Origin of the sequence: Amycolatopsis rhabdoformis (assembly GCF_035918295.1) — a bacterium.
Lineage (GTDB): Bacteria > Actinomycetota > Actinomycetes > Mycobacteriales > Pseudonocardiaceae > Amycolatopsis > Amycolatopsis rhabdoformis.
Genome location: NZ_CP142149.1, coordinates 5,795,112 through 5,815,191 on the forward strand (window position 1 = coordinate 5,795,112; position 20,080 = coordinate 5,815,191).

Genomic DNA, 20,080 nt, shown 5'->3' on the forward strand with positions numbered 1-20,080 from the left:
GGATCCCCAGAAAAGGCAGGTAGGGGCGGGAAAATCACCAGGCGATGCGCAGCAGCGACGGCCCGCGCACGATCACGCCGAATTCCCACTTCACACCCTCGCGCCCGTCCGCGAGCCGCAGTTCCGGGAATCGCGCGAGAATGGCTTTCAGCGCTTCCTGGAGTTCGAGGCGCGCCAGCTGCGCACCGATGCAGTGGTGCGGACCGTGCCCGAACGCGACGTGCGGGTTGGGGCTGCGGGTGAGATCCACGGTGTCCGGGTTCGCGAACACCTCGGGGTCGCGGTTGGCCGCGTGCAGCGCCGGCAGCACCGGGTCGCCCGCGCGCACCACCACGTCGCCGAAGCGCACGTCCTCGGTGGCGTAGCGGGCGAACATCGCCGCGGTGTTGATCGGCACGTACCGCAGCAGCTCCTCGACGGCGGTCGGCATCAGCTCGGGGTCGGCGCGCAGCTGCGCGAGCAGCTCCGGCTGGGTGAGCAGGGTGAACAGGAAGCTCGGCAGGGCCGTCGACACCGTCTCCACACCGCCGGTGAGCAGTCCCGCGCCGGCGATGGAGATCAGCTCGTTCTCGGTGAGCTTGTCCCCGGCGTCGCGCGCGTAGACCAGCGCGCCGAGCAGGTCGTCGGTCGGCTCCTCACGCCGCTGCGCCACCAGGCCGGCCACGTAGTTGTCGAGCTGGTCGCCGTAGACGTCGAGCACGTCGCCCTTGGCCGTGGCGTCGCTGACCAGCGCCTGCGTCCACTCGCGGAAGATCTTGTGGTCCTCCTGCGGCACGCCGAGCAGGTCGCAGATCACCGTGACGGGCAGCGGGCGCGCCAGCTCCTCCACGACGTCGGCCGCGTCGCCGCGCTCGACCATGCCGTCGAGCAGCTCGTTGACCAGCGTCCGCACGCCTTCGCGCATCTGCTCCAGCCGCCGTGCGGTGAACGCCTTGGACACCAGCCGGCGCAGGCGCGAGTGGTCGGGCGGGTCCATGCCCATGATGCCGTCGCCCATCTGCTGGCGGCGCATCCGCGGCTGGTCGAGGCCCTGCGCCAGCTCGCGGCTGAAGCGCTGGTCGGTCATCACGAGCTTCACGTCGGCGTACTTCGTGGCGAGCCACGCCGGTTCGCCGAAGGGCAGCTGCACCCGGCTCATCGGCTCTTCGCGCTGCAACTGGTGGTACAGCTCGGAAACGGAGATCTCCTGCATGTCGAACGGGTAGGCCCGGACAGTCCGGCGCGTACTCATCGCGAATCCCCTCCAATCGCGGTCATCGGCTTCTCCAAAACCTGGGCGTCGTGGGTGTGCTGGACGAACGAGAGCGCCGACATCAGCGTCGACGAGGTGATCGCACCGCCGGGGCCGCGCTCGACCACGCGGCGCAGCGGCAGGGACCCGAGGTCGGACCAGCAGAGCCGGCCTGCCGGGTCGAGGTAGCTGCGCGCCTGGCCGGCGTTGTCGGGGTGCAGGCAGAACGGCACGTCGAGCAGGCCGCGCTTGAACGCGACCACGATCGCGCGGCCGAGGTCCTCGTGGCTGTTGAGCACGGCGTCGACGAGCGCGTAGGCCTCGCGGTACACCTGGTTGTCGGCGTCCACCAGCGGTTGCTGCGGGGTGCGCACCGCGCCGGCGTGCTCCAGCGCCTGGATGTTCTCCGCGACGGTGGGGATCCGGTGGGCCTCGGCGACCGTCTTCACGATCAGCCGCTCCGACCCGGTGCTCAGCGCCAGCTCCGCGGCCTTGCCGAGCAGGCTCAGCGAGCCTTCCGGCGTGCGCGGGAAGAGGCCCATGTACGCGTAGATCACCACGTGCCACTGTGCGCCGGGCAGCAGCTCGGCGCACAGCCGCTTCAACGCGGCCACGGCTTCCTGGTCCTGGCGCATGTTGGTCTGCTGCGCGTAGCTCACCGAAATGCTGCGCAAGCCCTTGCGGTAGAAGAACAACGCCTCCAGCGCACTCAGCGCCACCAGCTCGCTCGGCGGGCACAGCTGGCCCATCATGCAGCCGCCGAACGTCTCCAGGTGCGCGCGCCCGCCCGGCAGCTCGGCGTCGGCCAGCAGCTCGCAGCAGTAGGACCAGTTGCGCACGGACTCGTCGAGCGGCGTGCGGCTGTAGGGCAGGCAGTAGGACACCGGCCCGCCCTCGGTGGCGTGCAGGCCGGCGGCGAGCATCGCGCGGAAGATGTCGGCGGGCCGCGCGGAACCATGGCGAACCTGCACCGGGAAGTCCGGGCCTTCGAGGCCGTCGAGCATCGCGCGCGTGACCTCGGGCGAGTGGTTCACGATGGGATAGCCGTTGAGCGCGATGCCGTTCGCGAGCGCGTGGGCCACGGAATCGGTGTCGCACACGCGGGTGTAGCTGTCGAGCGTCACCGTGCCGACGGTCGTGGCGGCCGCGTTTTTCGTGGCCGCCAGCCCTTCGCGCATCACCACGGGATCGGCGAACCCCATGCGCGGCTGCACCACGAGCCGGCCGGCCGCGTGGCTGCGCTCCACGAACCGCTCGAAGCTCACGCCCCCTCCACCCGCACGGGAAGCTGGGCCGCGCCGGCCGTGAGCGTCGCCGCGAACCGGCGGAACGAGGCGGTGTTCTGCTGGTCGTCGAACACCGCGTCGAAGCCGGCGAGCAGCAGCTGCGCGATCTCGTCCGCGGTCAGCGGGCCGCCGACGCCGAGCTTGCCGCCGATCACCACCGGCAGCGCGCGCAGCTCGGGAAACGCGCGCAGCCGCTGGATCACGCGAAGGCCGTCCTGGTAACCGTGGCCGTTCACGCTGCTGAGCACGAGCATCGTCGGCCGGCGGCTGAGGCACTCGGATTCGAGCAGCTCGTCGGGCACGCACGCGCCGAGGTTCACCACGTCGAAGCCGAGCTCATCGACCAGCAGCTCCAGGTACACGAGGTTCCACGTGTGCGAGTCCGACGCCATGCTGCTCACGAGCACGGTGCCGCGCGGATCCGTGACGACACCGCCGCCGTACGCGCGCATCTCCTCGCTCACGGCGAAACCTCGTAGGCGCGCTGGTAGTCGAGCCGCGACACGGACACGACCTCGTCGCCGCGCACCACGACCTCGGTGGGCGCGGGCCGACCGAGGAAACTGATCAGGCTGGCGGTCACGCCGTACGCGCCGACGTTGGGCACCGTCACCACGTCACCCGGCGCGAGCTCGGGCAGCTTCGCGGCCTTGGCCAGCGAGTCACCCGGAGTGCAGAGGGGACCGACGAGGCTGCCGGTCGCTCCGTTCGGATCGGTGTCCTCGATGCCGACAGCGGCGGGCAACAGCCGGCCGATGCCGGACAGGCCACCGACCACGTTGATGCCCGCGTCGAGGATCACGAACCGGCTGCCGCGGCTCTCCTTCACATTCACCACGCCGGCGAGCAGCGAACCGCAGCTGCCGGAGAGGTACCGGCCCGATTCGCACGCCAGCTCGATCTCGCCCGTGCGCCACTCCGGCAGGTACAGGTCCAGCAGCTGCTCCAAGCCCGCGCGCAGCTTCGGGTAGTCGGTGCGCACGCCCGGCACCGCGTACGGCGAGGAGAAGCCGCCGCCGATGTCGAGTAGTTCCAGCGGCAGGCCGGCTTCCTGGTGCAGCTGTGCGGCCGACTGCAGCACGAACTCGTACTCGCCGAGCAGGCTGTCTTCGTCCTTCGCGTTGCTCATGGTGAAGAAGTGCGCGCCGACCACGCGGGTGCCGGGCGTGGCCTTGAGCGCGGGCATGAGCGAGGGCAGCGTCTCGGCGTCGATGCCGAACTGCGAGGGCCGGCCCATCATGCGGATGCCGGTGGACGCGCTGCCCTGCGTGGTGTTCACGCGCAGCAGACAGGAGGCGACCACGCCGTGCTTCTCGGCCGCGACACCGACGTGCTGCAGATCGGTGACCGACTCCACCGAGAACAGCCGTACGCCGGCCCCGATCGCCTGCGCCAGCTCGGCGTCGGTCTTGCCGGGGCCGGTGTAGAGGATCTCGCCCGGCTCGAACCCGGCCTGCAGCGCGTAGGCCAGCTCACCGGTGGAACTGATCTCCGCGCGGCAGCCGCCGCGGTGCAGCTCGTGGGCGATTTCCGGGTGCGGGTTGGCTTTCAGCGCGTAGAAGACCTGGAAACCCTCGGGCAGCAGGCCGAAGAGCTGGTCGCGCGACTCGGCGACCACGTCGAGGTCGTACACGTAGGTGGGAGTGCCGAACTTCTCGGCGAGATGCTGGTTCATTTGCGCGCGCCTTCCACGAGCAGGGCCAGTTCCTTCGTGGCGTTCTTGCCGTGTGCGGTGAGCGGGAACTCCGCCACCACGTGGCACAGCGACGGCACCTTCTGCGGTTCGAGCCGCTTCGCCAGCTCACGCAGCACGGTGGTCGGCGGCAGCTCGGTCTCGACGCAGATGGCGAGGTCGCGCGCGTCACTCGGCGGGATCGCGCCGGCCGCGCGCACGCCGGGGATGTCCATCGCAGCGGCCTCGATCTCCAAAGTGGACATCCGGATACCCTTGCGCTTGAACATGTCGTCGCGGCGGCCTTCGAAGTAGAGGTACCCGTCGGCGTCGAGCCGGCCGTAGTCGCCGGTGTGCAGGCGCGGCTCGCCGGTGGTCTCGTCGCGGCGGAACGCGCGGGCCGACAGCTCGGGCGCGCGCCAGTAGCCGGGCATCACGTGCGGGCCGGCGGCCACGATCTCGCCGATGTCGCCGGCCGGCAGCTCGGTGCCGTCGGCCGCGAGGATGTGCACGGACGTGCCCGGCAGCGGCAGCCCGGACGCACCGGGGCGCTGGTCGTCCTCGTCCGGCGGCATGATCGTGATGCGCTTGCACTCGGTCTGGCCGAACTGGCGCACCACGCGCGTGCCGGGGAACGCGGCGCGCAGCTGCGCGATCGTGCTGTCGGGCAGCGCGGCGCCGGTGTTGGTGAACAGCCTTACGGGCGCGGCCGGCTCGGTCTCGCGGCCGGCGAGCGTGGCGATCATCGTGGCCAGCGAAGGCACGATGGGCACGATCGTGGCGCCAACCTCGCGCATCCGCTGCAGCAGCCGCAGATCGGACTCCGCGTCGGCGAGCACGATCTCGCTGCGGCCGAGGGTGGCGAGCAGGACCTTGTACAGGCCGTAGTCCCAGGACATCGGGAAGCGGCAGAACACCACGTCGTCGCCGCGGTAGCCGAGCACCTTTTGGATCGCGCCGGCGGCGAAGGTGACCTGGCGGTGCGGGCCGATCACGCCCTTGGGCGCGGCGGTGCTGCCGGAGGTGTAGATGAGCACGGCCACGTCGTCGGGATCGACCTGCGTCTCTTCGATGCGTTCGCCGTGGGCGGCCTCGACTTCAGTCCACAGTGGATCCAGGTCGGTGATCACCAGCACCGGTTCGGCGTTGGCCACCACGGAGTCGAAGTGGAACGCCTTCATCGCCGGGTTCACGGGCACGAACACCGCACCCCGGCGGGTCGTCCCGAAGAACAACGCGACCAGCTCACGCGTGGTCGGCAGCTGCACCACCACGCGGTCACCGCGCCCCACCCCCCGGCGCGCGAGCACCACTTCCACCGCGTGGCTCCACGCGGCGAGCTCGGTGTAGGTCCACGCGCCGACGCGGTCGCGCACCGCCACCGACGCGGGCGCGTCGGCCACCGCCTCGTCGAGCAGGGAATGGACGAGCGAAGTACCGTTCACGACTGCTCCCACCAGAACTCGAGAACCGGGGCCACGAACCGCCCCTCGACTTCGGGAAAGCTAGCCGCGCCGGCGCGGGTGGCCACACCCCTAAGCGCCCCTAACCACGGCCACGCGAACCGGCCTGCTCCGCCCGGAAACCCAGGCGGAGCAGGCTTTTTCAGCTTCGCTTCAGCTCAACGCGGTGAACGGCACAAGGGGCACGAAGCCGGTGAGCTCCCGTGCCAGCCGCTCGTCGAGCGTCACGAACGCGTCGCCGTGCAGCCGCGTCAGCGCCACGTATTCGGCGACGAAGGTGTCGGCCCAGCCGAGCTCGTCCGCGACGCGCCACGCCGTGGCCTGCAGCACGCGGTCGCCGAGCAGGCGCAGCTTGAGCCCGCGCAGGAAATCGAGGTGGCCTTCGGCGTCCTTCTTGGTCAGCTCACCTTCGCGCACCCGCGAGTACAGCAGCGACAGCACGTGGGAGCGGATCAACGTGGGCGCGAGCAACTGGTGCCCGACCACGGCCCGTTCCTCGGCCAGCCGGATCGCCACGTCCGGCCCGATCACGTACTTCGCCACCCCGTCAACCTACCGGCGCCAGCAACCCGGCCGCCTCCGCTGCCAGGGCCTTCCGGTCGATCTTGCGGTTCGAGTTGAGCGGGAACTCGGCCAGGTGCCGGTAGCGGCGCGGGATCACGCCCTCAGGCAGCACCTTCCGCAGCGCGCGCACCAGTTCGATCGCCGGCCGTTCGCCGCCGGTGTAGAACACGAACAGCTCCAGGCCCGCGTCGCCGGGCACGCCCAGGGCCACGGCGTCGCGAACCCCGCAGTCGCGCAGCGCGTGTTCCACCTCGGTGAGCTCCACGCGCCAGCCGAGCACCTGCACCTGCGAGTCCAGCCGGCCCAGGTAGGCGAGGTCGTCGCCGATCCGGCGCACCCGGTCGCCCGTGCGGTAGTAGCGGCGGCCCGCGCGCTCGAGGAACCGGCCACGTTCGTCGGCCGGGTCGAGGTACCCCGGCGTGAGCTGTGGGCCCGCGATGGCCAGCTCGCCTTCCTCGGCCTCCTCGACGTCCCCGTCGCCGAGCAGCAGGTGCTCGTGACCCTCGTGCACCGCCCCGATCGGCACGACCCCGTTCACGGCGACGCGGGGAGTCTCCTCGTCGTCCCAGCGGTAACCGGCGACGGTGATGGTGAGCTCGGTAGGGCCGTAGAGGTTCTCGACCGTCGCGTTCACCGCGGCTTCGCGCCACGCGGCCGTGTCACCGACCATCAGCGCCTCGCCCGCGAAGAAGCTCCATCGCAGGCCCGGCAGCGCGCCCGGCGTGAGGCCACCCGTGCGGCGGACCAGGTCGATCGCGCTCGGCGTGGAGAACCACACCGTGAGCCCGCGCTCGGCCACGAACGCCGGCAGATCGCGATAGGCCGTCCCCGGCAGCACCACCGCGGGCGCCCCCGCGCCCCACGCGCAGAACAGGTCGAACATCGCGCAGTCGAAGTTGAGGTCGAAGGTCTGGGAGAACACGTCTTCGGGCGTGAAGTCGTACCGCTGGTCGAGCAGGCCGAAGTAGTGCTCCGTGGCACCGTGGCCGATCCGCACGCCCTTGGGCCGGCCGGTGGAGCCCGAGGTGAACAGCACGTACGCCGAGTCCTCCGGCCGCACCTGCTTCGGTTCGCTGAGTGCCCCGCGCACCTTCGTCTCGGGTGAAAGCACAGTCGGCCCGGTGAAGACCTCGGGCAGCAACGCCGAGCCACGCGCGTCGACCACCATCGCGTCGACGCCCGCGGCCTGCACCATCTGCGCGGTGCGCGCCGCGGGGAAGTCGGGCCGCAGCGGCACCACAGTGGCGCCCGCGTACAGCCCGGCCAGGATTCCCGCGTACGCACTGATTCCCTTGCCCGCCAGCACCCCTACGGTGCGCGCGCCCGCGTCGGCGAGCGCACCGCCCCACTGCAGCGCCTGCTCGTGCAGCCGGCCGTAGGTGAGGTCCTGGTCGCCGACCCGCACGGCCGTGCCGCCTTCGGAAAGGGCCAGGCCGCGCAGGAAGCGCGAGTGCAGCCCGCCGGTGAGACTCGTGTCCATCATCGTCCTCCGCGTCGAATAGGGGTGCTGATGCGTCGATCCGGAGCGGCGACGCGAGGTAGAGTCCAAAACCGAACCGGGCGGTCGGTTTTCCTGCCTGGTAGATACCGATCTAGCCATCCGGAGTAGTCATGTGGGACAGCTCATTCGACGAGACCCTTCGTTCGTTCCTCCCGTTCCTGCCCGCCGAAGAGGCGCTCACCACGGAGACCCCGCTGCGTGAGTACGGCCTCGACTCGCTCGCGACCGTCGAGCTGCTCGCCGTGCTGGAGCAGAACTACAACGTGCGCTTCGAGGACGACGCCCTCAACCTCGAGACCTTCGAGAACCCGGGCCGGCTCTGGGCCACGCTGGCCGAGCTGCAGCCGGCTAGCTGACCCGCGAAGGTCCTGCACCCCGACGCCGGGGCTGCAGGGCCAGCCTCGGGTTGATCGTCACGACCTCGAACCGGCTCGTGGTGGCGCGCACGCGGCCGAACAGCGTGTCCGGCCCGGCCACCCAGAGCTTGCGCACGCCCAGCTGTTCCAGGGAGGAGACGACGTGCGGCCACCGCAGCGGCTTGACGATGCTGTCGAGCAACATCGTGCGCACCTGTTCTCCCGTCCGCAGGATCGAGCCGTCCTGATCGGCGACGATCGGCAGCAGCGGGTCGTGGAAGTCGAGGCCGCCGAGCACCTCGTCCTCGGCTTTGCGGCGCAGCGCCCCGAAAGCTCGCGAGTGCAGCGGCGGGCGCATGGTGTACAAGGACAAGCCGCCCATGCTGCGCACGGTCTGCTTGAGCCAGTCGAGGTTCCGCTCGCGCAACGAGACCATGTAGAAGTCGTGGTCGATGTAGCACGAGATGTCGGACCACTCGCCGCGCCCGTCGAGGTCGTTGAGCGCGTCGAGCAGCTTCTCCTCCGGTGTGCGCACGAACGAGTGCGTGACCACGTCGGTGTACTCGGTGGCGAAGAACTCGGTGAGACAGCGGGCGAGCTCCGCGGTCATCCACACGGCGTCGGGGAAGGTGAGCGAACCGGCGTACACACTCGCCGGCTTCTCGCCGAAGCTCGGGCCGGTGCAGTAGTCGGGGCTGATGTCGTACTCCTGCTCGGCCCACTCGGCGAGCGCGAGGCAGGTGAGCATGAACCCGACCTGGGCGTATTCGGAGTAGTCGCCCTCCGTCTCGCGGAAGCGGTCGACCAGCGAGTAGCCGAGCCGGTCGTTGGCCTCTCCGATCAGGCGGCGGGCGAACGGGTTGATGAGCAGGAACTTGCCGAAGTCGACAAAGCGGCAGGGGCTCATCCCGGGGAAGACCACCGCCGATCCTCTGGCCTCATCCATGGCTGGTTGCCTCACTTTCGGCGTTGGCGACGGGATGGACCTCCCGCAGGAAACTCAGCAGGACCTCGTGGAACCGTTCGGGTTCTTCGAGGTGGGGCACGTGGCTGGAATCCTCGAAGATCTCCCAGCGCACGTCGTGGATCCGGTCGTAGTACGGCTGCACCGTCTTCTCGGTGGCTTCGTCGTGCCGGCCGGAGATGAGCAGGGTCGGCACCTCGATGTCGTCGAGGTCGTCGATCACGGAGTGGTCCTTGAGCGTGCCGGTCACGGTGAACTCACTCGGCCCGTTCATCACGGAGTAGACGGTGTTGTTGTCCGCCATCTCCATGAAGGAGGCCAAGTAGTCACTGGGCCACGGCAGTACACGGCACACGTGCCGGTCGTAGAACACCCGCATGGCGTCGAAGTACTCCTGCGTGTCCGTGGTCCCCGCTGCTTCGTGCGCCCGCAGCTCTTCGTCGACACCGGGCGGCAGCTGCGCGCGCAGCACGTCCATTTCGGACCGCCACAGCTCGTACGACGCCGGCGAGTTGGCGATCACCAGCCCGCGCAACCCGTCGGGCCGCTGGGCGGCGTGCCGCGCGACGACCAGGCCACCCCACGACTGTCCGTAGAGGAGGTAGTTGTCCTCGATGCCCAGGCGCCGCACGAGGTTGTCGAGCTCGTCGCCGAACAGCTCGGGCGTCCAGAAGTCCGCGCCCTTCTCCGGCAGCCGCGTGGAACCGCCGCTGCCGAGCTGGTCGTAGTGCACCACCGGGAACCCGTGCTCGGCGAGCGAGCAGAGGTTCAGCAGGTAGTCGTGCGTGCTGCCGGGCCCGCCGTGTACCACGACGACGGCGGGCAGCTCTCCCCCGACGACACCGGTGACCCGGTACCACGTGCGGTGCTCGCCGAAGGGAACCCAGCCCTTCGCGGTGGGCGCCACGGCCATGCTCATCACCTCGTTCGTATCCCTCGGCCGGCGGGTGGTTGCCGCCGGACCCACGTTCATGTCTATCCGTCGCGGCGCTGTCGTCACCAGCCCCTAAGGGGCGTCTAAAGCCGGTCTAAGTCCTTGTTCTCCTTAGTCCACCGGGACTTTCCGGGGCAAGGGCGCCAGGGGTGCGCGACCCCTAGCGACGCGTTGCCGGGTCGGCCGGGCGCGGCGTTCGCACTAACGTCTTTCCCGCCAGCAGAACGAGGAGAGTGCGTCCCATGCGTGTCATGTTGATGGTCTTCCCGACGAGGACACACGTCTACAGCATGGCGCCGGTCGGCTGGGCGCTCGCGGCCGCGGGCCACGAGGTCCGCTTCGTCGGCCAGTGCAACCCGCGCGAGGTGGCGTCGTTCGCCGAGACGGGCCTCGACGCCATGTGGTTCGGCAGCGAGCTCGACATCGCCCGCCACCGTCAGCTGCAGGTGGACGGCAACAACGCCATGCAGGGCGACTTCCGCATTTCCGAGAGCCGGCCGGAGCACTACACCGAGGAGTACGTGCGCAACGTCTACGAGCACTGGGTGGACGTGTTCCGCTGGACCACGCCGGATTCGCTGCTCGATGAGCTGGTGCGCTTCGCGCGGCAGTGGCAGCCCGACCTCGTGGTGTGGGACCCGATGATCTACGCGGCGCCGATCGTCGCGCACGCGCTCGGCGTACCGCACCTGCGGATGATGTACGCGATGGACCAGACGGCCCGCATCAACGCGCAGTACCGTGACCTTCGACTGTCCACTCCGGACCCGTTCGTCGAGTGGATGTCCGACGCGGTGGCCCGCTTCGGCGCGGTGTACGACGAAACGCTGCGCCACGGCGTGAAGACTATCGACTGCCACCCGTCCTACCTGCGCTACGACGGCGTCGACGTCGACTACGTGCCGGCGCGGTTCATCCCGCAGAACAAGCCGATGGCCATCCCGCCGTGGGTGCTCGAGGAGCCGGCGCGCCCGCGGGTGATGCTCACGCTCGGCATCTCCAACCGGCAGGTGCTCGGCGTCGAGGAGACTTCGGTGTCCGACCTGCTCGACGGCCTCGCGGACCTCGACGTCGAGGTGATCGCGACGCTCAACGCGAGCCAGCTGGCGTCCGTGCGGAAGGTGCCGGACAACGTGCGCGCGGTCGACTTCGTGCCGATGAACGAGCTGCTCGCGAGCTGTTCGGCCATCATCCACCAGGGTGGTGGCGCGACGATCGGCAACGCCGTGGTGAACGGGGTGCCGCAGCTGGTGATCCCCGGTACCACGTGGAGCGAGCGGGGCTCCGCGGTGGCGCAGGTGAAGCGGGGCAACGGACTCATGCTGGACCTGGAGGACGTGACTCCGTCGAGTGTCCGGGGTGGACTTCTGCGGCTGCTCGACGAGCCGTCGTTCCGCTCGTGCGCGCTGGAGGTGCGCGACGAGATGCTGGCCACGCCCACGCTCGACGACCTCGTGCCCGAGTTCGAACGGATCGCGCGATGCCGGTGACCACGCGGCCCCACGCGGTGCGCACGATCGGGTTCCTCCTGGGGAACTTCCCGATCCGCATCTTCGCGTTCGTGGTGGTGCTCGTGTCGATGATCGTCGGGGTCGCGACGACGATGCTGTGGGTGGGCATCCCGTTGCTGCTCGTCGCCACCGGCGTGATGCGCGGCTTCGCGGACCTGGAACGGCGGTCGGTGCGCGCGTTGCTGGGCGTCGTGGTGGACCAGCCACGGCGTCGACCGGCTCGCGGCAGCGGCCTGCTCGCGGTGTGGCAGGCGCGGCTGATCGACCCGACGACGTGGCGTGAACTGATGTTCGTGCTGGTGGCGCTGCCGCTGGGGATCGTCGAGTTCGTGGCGGGGATCGTGTCGGTGGCGGTGCCGCCGTTCGGGATCTTCGTGGCGCCGCGCATCGGGGCACTGCACGCGGCGCTCGTCCTGTCGATGCTGGGCCCGGACCGCACGGCGCAGCTGGAGGAACGCACCCAGCACCTGCAGCACTCCCGGGCGCGCGGCGTCGACGCGGTGGAGGCCGAACGCAAGCGCATCGAGCGCGACCTGCACGACGGCGCGCAGCAACGGCTCGTGGCCGTGGCGATGAGCCTGGGGCGCGCGCAGCTGAAGCTGGACTCCACGGGGGATGCCGAGGGCGTGCGCGAACTCATCGGCGCCGCGCACGCCGACGCCAAGCTCGCCGTGTCCGAACTGCGCGACCTCGCCCGCGGCATCTACCCGCCGGTGCTGCAGGACCGCGGCCTCGACGCGGCGCTGTCCTCGCTCACGGCGCGCATGCCGATCCCGGTCGACGTCGAGGTTTCCGTCGACCCGCGCCCGCCCGCGCCGGTGGAGACCACCACGTACTTCATCGTGGGAGAGGTGCTCACGAACATCACCAAGCACGCGGGCGCCGACCGCGCCTCGGTCCGCGTGACCCGCGACGACGACACCGTGGTCGTCGAAATCACCGACAACGGCCACGGCGGCGCCTCCGTGCGCCCCGGCGGCGGCCTGGCCGGCCTCGCCGACCGCGCCGCCACGATCGACGGCGTGCTCACCGTGGTCAGCCCCGTCGGCGGCCCCACGGTGGTCCGCGCCGACCTCCCCGTCCGCTGGTAGTTTTCAAGGAGCCGTTCATGCGTGTCGTCATCGCCGAAGACTCAGTGCTCCTGCGCGCCGGCGTCCAAAGCCTGCTCGCCGACGTCGGCATCACCACGGCCGCCGCCGTCGACAACCCGGACGCCATGCTCGTCGCCATCCGCGAACACCACCCCGACCTCGTGATCGCCGACGTCCGCATGCCCCCCACCTTCACCGACGAAGGCATCCGCGGCGCCATCGCGGCCCGCAAGGAAATCCCGGGCCTGCCGGTCCTGGTGGTTTCCCAGTACGTCGAGGGCAGCTACGCCGTCGACCTGATCGCCGAAGGCACCTCTGGCGTCGGCTACCTGCTCAAGGAACGCGTCGCCGACGTGGCCGACTTCCTCGAAGCCGTCCACCGCGTGGCCGCCGGCGGCTCCGCCATCGACCCCGACGTGGTCGCGCAGATGCTCTCCCGCAGCCGGGATCCCTTGGAGAGCCTCACCGCGCGCGAAGCGGAAGTCCTCGGCCTGATGGCCCAGGGCCTCTCGAACGCGGCCATCGCGAAGGCACTGGTGGTGACACAGGGAGCGGTGGAGAACCACATCAGCAACATCTTTTCGAAGCTGGGCCTGGAGGCCAGCCGTGACGAGAACCGGCGGATCCGGGCGGTGCTGACCTATTTGGACAGTACCGCGGTGCGCGTGTGATTCACTCGATCGATATCGTGCGGGTGTTCGAGTGAGGTGGGTAGTTTGGGGGTATGGATCTTTCTTCCGCTCCTGGACCTGTTCGACTTTCGACCATTGTGGATGGTGTGCTCGCCACCGTGTGGAGAGCGCATGTCGCCGCCGCCGGCTCTCGAAGACGGGTGCGGCTCGGCGTTGGTTGTGCTTCGCTGAGCCGCAGGCTTGAGTTGCCGTCGCGCCTGGCCTTGCTCGTGGCCGCGCGACGATCTTGGCGTACTGTCAATGCAACGCGCGCTCAGGCGCCAGCGCCACCTGGGCTAAGAGCGCCGGTTCTGCCGGGTGCGGACTCGCCTTCTACACCCAGGCTGCTTCCCCGCACTCGAGCGGAATCAGCTGCGTCTGCACCACCCGCGCCCAGGAAGGTCGGCTCAAACCAGGTCGCCGCGACCGCACAGCTTCGGCCGGCCACCACACAGAGACCGGCCGCACCTACACCGCCCACGCCCGATCCATCCAGCGCCGCTCGGCCCAGCCTTCGCACCACGCCGACCTTCATCGCCGCGCCGCACAAGCGCTCCGCACTCGCGCACGACGCGACCCACAAGAACCCCATCCCCACGCGCGCAGGGCTGCTCTTCGCTACTCAACCGAAGCGAGGCGCACCCACGCTGCCGCCAGTCGCCACGGCACGAGAGCAACCGGCCGTCGAAGCGCTTGCGCTCAAGCCAATCCTCGCGGGCCGAATCTCCATGCCCGCGCGGCTCTTGTATTCCGCCCCGCAGAGCCCGGCCACACCAGCAGCGCCCGCGCTCGGGGCGACCTTCACGATGCATACGTCCACCACAACACGACTTCCCGCCACATCCACGCAGGAACGAGCCGCACCCGCACCACCTCTCCGTGGCACGGATGCGGCTCCCGGGGAAAGTCTCAGCGTGCTCCCTGCCACGTCGTCGCCGGCACGAACCGCGTCGGTCGCCGTGGCCGCGGCACCATCACCTCAGCCACCTCGGGAACCGGCGGCGACACCTGCACCGCGGCCAGCACCGCCATCAGCGCGGCCAACTCCTCATCCGTCGGATTCCCTCGCACCACCCGCACCACCGGCACACCGGCCGCGACCACGTCCGCCATCTCCACGCCCCTCACACCGGCGGATTTCCGTGCTTGCGCACCGGAACATCGGCGTGCTTCGTCCGCAGCATCCGCAACGAGCGGATCAACACTTCCCGCGTCCGAGCCGGCTCGATCACGTCGTCCACCAGCCCGCGCTCGGCGGCGTAGTACGGGTGCATGAGCTCCGTCTTGTACTCCTTGATCTTCAGCCGCCGCTCGGTCTCCGGGTCGTCGGCCGCCTTGATCTCGCGGCGGAAGATCACGTTCGCCGCGCCCTCGGCGCCCATCACGGCGATCTCGTTGGTCGGCCACGCCAGCGACACGTCGGTGCCGATCGAGCGGGAGTCCATCACGATGTAGGCGCCGCCGTAGGCCTTGCGGAGGATGAGCTGCACGCGGGGCACCGTGGCGTTGCAGTACGCGTACAGCAGCTTTGCGCCGTGCCGGATGATGCCACCGTGCTCCTGGTCCACGCCGGGCAGGAAGCCGGGCACGTCGACCAAGGTCACCAGCGGGATGTTGAACGCGTCGCACGTCTGCACGAACCGCGCGGCCTTCTCGCTGGCCTCGATGTCGAGCACGCCGGCGAGCGTCGCCGGCTGGTTCGCCACGATGCCGACCACGCGGCCGTCGAGGCGCGCCAGCGCGCACACCACGTTCGTCGCCCAGCCGGCGTGCACCTGGAGGAACTCGCCGTCGTCCACGATCTCCTCGATCACGGCGCACATGTCGTACGCGCGGGCCGAGTCCGTGGGCACGAGGTCGAGCAGCCGGTCCGTGCGGCGGTCGATCGGATCGTCGGTGGGCTCGACCGGCGGAGCCTCGTTGTTGTTGGCCGGCAGCAAGGACAGCAGGTACCGCACGTCCTCCAGGCAACTCTGCTCGTCGTCGTACACGAACGCGGCCACCCCCGACGTCCCGGCGTGCACATCGGCGCCACCGAGGCCGTTCTGCGTGATCTCCTCACCCGTCACGGCCTGCACGACGTCGGGTCCGGTGATGAACATCTGCGACGTCTCACGCACCATGAACACGAAGTCCGTCAGCGCCGGCGAATACGCCGCACCCCCCGCGCACGGTCCGAGCATCACCGAAATCTGGGGGATCACCCCGGAACACCGCGTGTTCCGCTGGAAAATGCCGCCGTACCCGGCCAGTGCCGTCACGCCCTCCTGAATCCGCGCGCCGGCACCGTCGTTCAACGACACGAGCGGCGCACCGGCAGCCGCGGCGAGGTCCATCACCTTGTGGATCTTCTGCGCGTGCGCCTCGCCGAGCGCCCCGCCGAAAATGCGGAAGTCGTGCGCGTACACGAAAACCGTCCGCCCGTGCACGGTTCCCCACCCGCACACCACGCCGTCGGAATACGGTCGGCGGTGCTCGAGCCCGAAGCCCGTCGCCCGGTGCCGACGCAGGGCCTCGATCTCGGTGAAGCTGCCGGGGTCGAGCAGCAGCTCGATGCGTTCGTGGGCGGTCAGCTTGCCGCGCTCGTGCTGCCGTACGGTCGCCGCGTCGTCAGGCCCGCGGCGCGCCGCCTCCTTGATCTCGCGCAGCTCCACGAGCCGGTTGCCGAACGCGCCCTCTACGGCCAGTGCCTCAGACATGTACACGCCCCTTGTCGACGAGCCGATCACCCAGGTACCGCAGAATCACGTCTTGGTGGCGGGTCAGGAAAAAGTGCCCGCCCTGCAGCGTCACCAGCTCGAAGCCCGCCGCCGTGTGGCCGGCCCACGAGCCGACCTCGTCCACGGACGCGACCGGGTCGTCGGTGCCGGTGAACGCCACCACCGGCGCGTCGAGCAGCCGCCCCGGCGCGTGCCGGTAGATCTCCACGGCGCGGTAGTCGTTGCGCACCACAGGAAGGATCATGCGCACGACATCCTCGTCGCCGAGCAGGTCCATCTCCGTGCCGCTCAGGCGCCGCAGCTCTTCGAGCACGCCTTCGTCGGTGCGCGTGTGCACACTCTCGACACGCTGCCGCGAAGGCGCCCGCCGCCCGGACACGAACAGCGTGTCCACCGGCACGCCGCCGTCCTCCAGCCGCCGCGCGACCTCGTAGGCGACCATCGCCCCCATGCTGTGGCCGAACAACGCCAACGGCTTGTCCGTCTTGTCCCGCAACAGCCGCGCCACCTCGTCGGCCATCGCTTCGATCGTGGTCACGAACGGCTCGTGCCGCCGGTCCTGCCGCCCGGGGTACTGCACCGCGAGCACCTCGACCTCCGGCGCCAACGCCCGCGACACCGGGAAGTAGAAACTCGCCGACCCCCCGGCATGCGGCAGGCACACCAACCGCGCCCCAGCCTCCGGCGACGCGTGGAACCGCCGAAACCAGGCGTCTTCCGCGTGGGCGACCATGTCGTCCCACCGCCTTTCCGTCTGTCACACCGGGACCGTCCCAACGACCGAGTCCCCCGACGCACCAAGCTAGCCCGGCCGACAGCCCACAACGACCCCTAAACCGCCCCTAAAGCCGCCCGCCGAGCAGCACGGAAGTCCACCTCAGTTCCATAAAGGACACTCATCGAGGAACGAGAGGATGCCGCCCCAAACCCACCAGCCCCCAACCAGGACGATCATCCACAATGGACCTCAGTCCGAAACGACCCCATCCTCCAACTGCGCCAGAAACGCCCGCGCCGCCGGCGACGCACTCGCACTCACCGCCACCGCGACCCTGCGTTCCGTCCGCGGCACCAACGGCCGCAATACCGTGCCATCCAGCCGAGGCACGCCCACGGACGGCAGGATGCTCACGCCCAATCGCGCCCGCACCATCTCCAGCACGGCCGACATCTCGCGCGCCTCGAACGTCGCCTCGAGCCGCACCCCGACCTGCTCCGCCGCGGCCGAGAAGACCTGCGCGCAGCCACCCGTGGGCCGCACGAAGGGCTCCTCCTCGAGCTCGGCGTACGACACCGCGTCCTTCTCCGCCAACCGGTGGCCCACGGGCAGCACCGCGCACATCTCGTGGGTGTCGAGCAGCACCGTGCGAAGGCCGGGCGCCGGCAGCGTGACCACGGCGGCATCGACCACCCCCAGGTCGAGCCAGTCACGCACCTCCTGATCCACACCCTCGATCAGCCGCACCGCGACCAGCGGGTGGCGCTCGGTGAACAGCCGCAGCTCAGCGGGCAGCCGGGTGCCCGTGGCGGTCGGCAGGCTGGCGATCCGCAGCGTCCCGGTGATCTGCCCGGCGACCTCGGCCACCTCCGCGCGCAGCAGATCGACCTGCCGCACGGCCTCGCGCGCCCGCCGCACCGCACGTTCGCCGGCTTCGGTGAGGGCGACACCAGTGCGCTGGCGAGTGAGCAGCGGCGCACCCAGCTCGGTCTCCAGCGCGGCCACGGAGCGGCTCACCGCGGGCTGGGCCATGCCGAGCCGCTCGCCCGCGGCCGTGAACCCGCCGTGGTCGGCCACGGCCAAGAGCACCTTGAGCTGCTGCAACGTCGTCACGAGACCTCCTGCCATGATCCCCGCGCCATGCCGCCATAACACTCACGACATTTCACACGGGCTGTCCAGAACATTACCGTCATGACCACACCGAGCAAAAGGAGTCATGAGAAATGCGAGTGCTGATCACCGGGGCGTCGAAGGGCATCGGCCGCACGGTCGCCGACCGGCTGGCCGCCGAGGGCCACCACCCCATCGGCCTGGCCCGCAGCGCGCCGGAGGGTTTCCCCGGCAGCTTCCACGCCGTCGACCTCGGCGACGTCGCCGCCACCGCCCGGGCACTCGACGAGGTCCTCGCGGCCGGCCCGGTCGACGCCGTGGTGAACAACGTCGGCACGGCCACCCTGGCTCCCCTGGGCGAGATCGACCTCGACGACGTCTCGCGCGCCTTCGACCTCAACTTCCGCACCGCGATCCAGGTCACCCAGGCCGCGCTCCCCGGCATGCGCGCCGCCGGACGCGGCCGCATCGTGAACGTCACCAGCCTGGTCACCCTCGGCACCCCCAACCGCACCACCTACGGCGGCGCCAAAGCCGCCCTCGAAACGGCCACCGGCGTCTGGGCCGCGGAACTCGGGACGACGGGCATCACCGTGAACGCCGTGGCCCCCGGCCCCACCGAGACCGAACTCTTCCGCCGCGGCACCCCCGCCGGCTCCGACCGCGAAACCTGGTTCCTGAGCAAGATCCCCGCCGGCCGCCTCGGCCGCCCCGCGGAAATCGCCCACGCGATCTGCTTCCTGCTCTCCGACGACGCGAGCTACATCACGGGTCAAATCCTGCGCGTCGACGGCGGCGGCAGCATCCCCGCGGCCTGACCCCAGTCGTTACATCAGGAGCACGCGAACCACTGCGGCGACAGTGCCGTCACCGCAGCCGCGTACCCATCGGCGCCCCAAGTCTCCCTCGGACAGCCATCCCCACCCGAGCAGATCCGGAAACTCCCAGCGACCACCTGCCCGATTCGGGCAGAATCGCCGCTATGGCGCCCACCTTCGTCCTCGTCCACGGTTCCAACGCGACCAGCCGAGGTTTCTCGGCGCTCCAGCGCGAACTCGCGCTCCGTGGTCACCGCTCCCTCGCCGTCGACCTGCCCGGTCACGGCACGGCGGGCTTCTCGGTGGCGTACCAGGCGCAGGACCTGGCGACGTTCGCCACCGAGCCGTCACCGCTGGCCGGGATCACCCACGCCGATGCGGTGGCGTCAGTCACGGACGTGGTGCGACAGGTGCGGGAACACGGCGACGTGGTGCTCGTCGGCCACAGCCGCGGTGGGCTCACGGTCACGAGCGTCGCCAACGCCGTGCCGGAGTTGCTGGCGAGGACGGTGTACGTGTCGGCCTGGTGCTGCGTGGACGGCACCCCGGCCGACTACCTGCAGAACCCGGCGTACTCATCACCCGCGCTGGCCGAAGCGGCGAAGGTGCTGGCCGGCGATCCGGCGCAGCTCGGCGCGATCCGGATGAACTGGCGGTCCGCCGACCCGGCCCACCTCGCCGCGCTGAAGCAGGCGCTGCTCGCCGACGGCACCGAAGCCGAGCTGCTGTCGTTCCTCGCCGGCATGGATCCCGACGAGACCCTCGACGCCGGCAACGACCGCGCCGCCGCCGACACGTGGGGGCGCGTGCCCCACACGTACGTGCGGCTCACCCGGGACGAAAGCCTGCCGCTCGCGTTGCAGGACCGCTTCATCGAGGAGGCCGACGCCCTCACGCCGGCCAACCCGTTCGACGTCCACTCCCTCGACGCGAGCCACGTCGGCCCGCTCGTGCGCGCCGGCGAGCTCGCGTCGGTGCTGGCGGGCCTCACACTCCGGTAGACGACCCCGGCCGCACGATCATCAGCACCGTGACCACGGCCCACAACAGGTTGAACACCCCCGTCGTCATCGCCAACCGCCCGGCGACGCGGGTGTCCAGCGCCGGAACCGCCGTGGCCACCGCTCCCTCGGCCACCGCGCCATCACCCGACGGCCCACCCAACGCCGCTCGCTGCCCAGGCAGCACGAACACCAGCAGTACCACCGCGGCCACCGCCGTCAACGCGATCGAGACGAGCACCCACGCCTGCCCCGTCACCTTCATCGTCCCGGCCACGGCGAACCCGAACACCGGCACGGCGATCGACACCCACGCGTACACGCGGCAGATGCGGTGCAGCAACGCGAGCGTCGAGCGATCACCCCGCTTCAAGGCGGCAGGAAACATGCTGGCGGCCACGGCCACGGGTCCGACGGCGAGGATCGCGGCCAGCACGTGGATCGACAGGAAGACTTTGCTCACGGC

General features: G+C 70.2%; 20 protein-coding genes. 6 read left to right on the forward strand and 14 right to left on the reverse strand.

Annotated elements, in window-relative coordinates:
• Positions 1 to 34: 34 nt before the first annotated feature.
• From VSH64_RS26520 to VSH64_RS26550, 7 genes are all read right to left on the reverse strand, one after another.
• Positions 35 to 1,231, reverse strand: coding sequence for a cytochrome P450 (locus VSH64_RS26520; protein WP_326565405.1), 1,197 nt, complete (start codon positions 1,229 to 1,231; stop codon positions 35 to 37).
• Positions 1,228 to 2,496 (reverse strand): methylaspartate mutase, encoded by a 1,269-nt coding sequence (locus tag VSH64_RS26525; protein ID WP_326565406.1) that lies wholly within the window; start codon positions 2,494 to 2,496, stop codon positions 1,228 to 1,230. Before VSH64_RS26525 ends, VSH64_RS26520 begins: the two co-directional genes overlap by 4 nt.
• Positions 2,493 to 2,981 (reverse strand): cobalamin B12-binding domain-containing protein, encoded by a 489-nt coding sequence (locus VSH64_RS26530; RefSeq protein WP_407655562.1) that lies wholly within the window; start codon positions 2,979 to 2,981, stop codon positions 2,493 to 2,495. The genes VSH64_RS26525 and VSH64_RS26530 overlap by 4 nt, the downstream gene beginning before the upstream one ends.
• A complete protein-coding gene (locus VSH64_RS26535; RefSeq protein ID WP_326565407.1) occupies positions 2,978 to 4,192 on the reverse strand; it encodes a type III PLP-dependent enzyme domain-containing protein in 1,215 nt (404 codons plus the stop codon). Before VSH64_RS26535 ends, VSH64_RS26530 begins: the two co-directional genes overlap by 4 nt.
• Positions 4,189 to 5,634 (reverse strand): AMP-binding protein, encoded by a 1,446-nt coding sequence (locus VSH64_RS26540; protein WP_326565408.1) that lies wholly within the window; start codon positions 5,632 to 5,634, stop codon positions 4,189 to 4,191. The genes VSH64_RS26535 and VSH64_RS26540 overlap by 4 nt, the downstream gene beginning before the upstream one ends.
• A gap of 171 nt (positions 5,635 to 5,805) precedes the next feature.
• Entirely contained in the window at positions 5,806 to 6,195 is a 390-nt protein-coding gene (locus tag VSH64_RS26545; RefSeq protein WP_326565409.1) for a hypothetical protein, read from the reverse strand.
• A gap of 4 nt (positions 6,196 to 6,199) precedes the next feature.
• Positions 6,200 to 7,696, reverse strand: coding sequence for an AMP-binding protein (locus VSH64_RS26550; protein WP_326565410.1), 1,497 nt, complete (start codon positions 7,694 to 7,696; stop codon positions 6,200 to 6,202).
• A gap of 131 nt (positions 7,697 to 7,827) precedes the next feature.
• Between VSH64_RS26550 and VSH64_RS26555 the strand changes: the two genes are divergently transcribed.
• On the forward strand, positions 7,828 to 8,073 hold the full coding sequence (locus VSH64_RS26555) for a phosphopantetheine-binding protein (protein WP_326565411.1): 246 nt from the start codon (positions 7,828 to 7,830) through the stop codon (positions 8,071 to 8,073).
• Here VSH64_RS26555 and VSH64_RS26560 read toward each other — a convergent pair.
• A complete protein-coding gene (locus VSH64_RS26560; protein ID WP_326565412.1) occupies positions 8,066 to 9,019 on the reverse strand; it encodes an ACP S-malonyltransferase in 954 nt (317 codons plus the stop codon). The genes VSH64_RS26555 and VSH64_RS26560 overlap by 8 nt on opposite strands.
• Positions 9,012 to 9,950 (reverse strand): proline iminopeptidase-family hydrolase, encoded by a 939-nt coding sequence (locus VSH64_RS26565; protein WP_326565413.1) that lies wholly within the window; start codon positions 9,948 to 9,950, stop codon positions 9,012 to 9,014. Before VSH64_RS26565 ends, VSH64_RS26560 begins: the two co-directional genes overlap by 8 nt.
• A gap of 263 nt (positions 9,951 to 10,213) precedes the next feature.
• On the opposite strand from VSH64_RS26565, the gene VSH64_RS26570 reads away from it, so the two are divergent.
• Genes VSH64_RS26570 through VSH64_RS26580 form a run of 3 tightly spaced genes read left to right on the forward strand, consistent with a single transcriptional unit; the run spans position 10,214 to position 13,244 of the window.
• Positions 10,214 to 11,461, forward strand: a complete 1,248-nt coding sequence (locus VSH64_RS26570; protein WP_326565414.1) for a nucleotide disphospho-sugar-binding domain-containing protein — start codon at positions 10,214 to 10,216, stop codon at positions 11,459 to 11,461.
• Positions 11,452 to 12,573: a sensor histidine kinase gene (locus VSH64_RS26575; RefSeq protein WP_326565415.1), complete on the forward strand. Its 1,122-nt coding sequence runs from the start codon at positions 11,452 to 11,454 to the stop codon at positions 12,571 to 12,573. The genes VSH64_RS26570 and VSH64_RS26575 overlap by 10 nt, the downstream gene beginning before the upstream one ends.
• Before the next feature lie 17 nt (positions 12,574 to 12,590).
• Entirely contained in the window at positions 12,591 to 13,244 is a 654-nt protein-coding gene (locus VSH64_RS26580) for a response regulator transcription factor (protein ID WP_326565416.1), read from the forward strand.
• Positions 13,245 to 14,153: 909 nt separating this feature from the next.
• On the opposite strand, the gene VSH64_RS26585 is transcribed toward VSH64_RS26580, so the two are convergent.
• From VSH64_RS26585 to VSH64_RS26600, 4 genes are all read right to left on the reverse strand, one after another.
• Positions 14,154 to 14,357, reverse strand: a complete 204-nt coding sequence (locus tag VSH64_RS26585; protein ID WP_326565417.1) for an acyl-CoA carboxylase epsilon subunit — start codon at positions 14,355 to 14,357, stop codon at positions 14,154 to 14,156.
• Between the two features lie 11 nt (positions 14,358 to 14,368).
• Entirely contained in the window at positions 14,369 to 15,970 is a 1,602-nt protein-coding gene (locus tag VSH64_RS26590) for an acyl-CoA carboxylase subunit beta (RefSeq protein WP_326838032.1), read from the reverse strand.
• On the reverse strand, positions 15,936 to 16,697 hold the full coding sequence (locus VSH64_RS26595; protein WP_326565418.1) for a thioesterase II family protein: 762 nt from the start codon (positions 16,695 to 16,697) through the stop codon (positions 15,936 to 15,938). Before VSH64_RS26595 ends, VSH64_RS26590 begins: the two co-directional genes overlap by 35 nt.
• A 234-nt stretch (positions 16,698 to 16,931) precedes the next feature.
• On the reverse strand, positions 16,932 to 17,795 hold the full coding sequence (locus VSH64_RS26600; protein WP_326565419.1) for a LysR family transcriptional regulator: 864 nt from the start codon (positions 17,793 to 17,795) through the stop codon (positions 16,932 to 16,934).
• A gap of 113 nt (positions 17,796 to 17,908) precedes the next feature.
• Here VSH64_RS26600 and VSH64_RS26605 point away from each other — a divergent pair, with 113 nt between their 5' ends.
• Positions 17,909 to 18,613, forward strand: coding sequence for an SDR family oxidoreductase (locus tag VSH64_RS26605; RefSeq protein ID WP_326565420.1), 705 nt, complete (start codon positions 17,909 to 17,911; stop codon positions 18,611 to 18,613).
• 164 nt (positions 18,614 to 18,777) lie between these two features.
• Positions 18,778 to 19,614 carry an alpha/beta hydrolase gene (locus tag VSH64_RS26610; protein ID WP_326565421.1) on the forward strand — a complete coding sequence of 279 codons (837 nt, stop codon included), beginning with the start codon at positions 18,778 to 18,780 and terminating at the stop codon, positions 19,612 to 19,614.
• Here VSH64_RS26610 and VSH64_RS26615 read toward each other — a convergent pair.
• A complete protein-coding gene (locus tag VSH64_RS26615; RefSeq protein WP_326565422.1) occupies positions 19,601 to 20,077 on the reverse strand; it encodes a hypothetical protein in 477 nt (158 codons plus the stop codon). The genes VSH64_RS26610 and VSH64_RS26615 overlap by 14 nt on opposite strands.
• Positions 20,078 to 20,080: the final 3 nt, after the last annotated feature.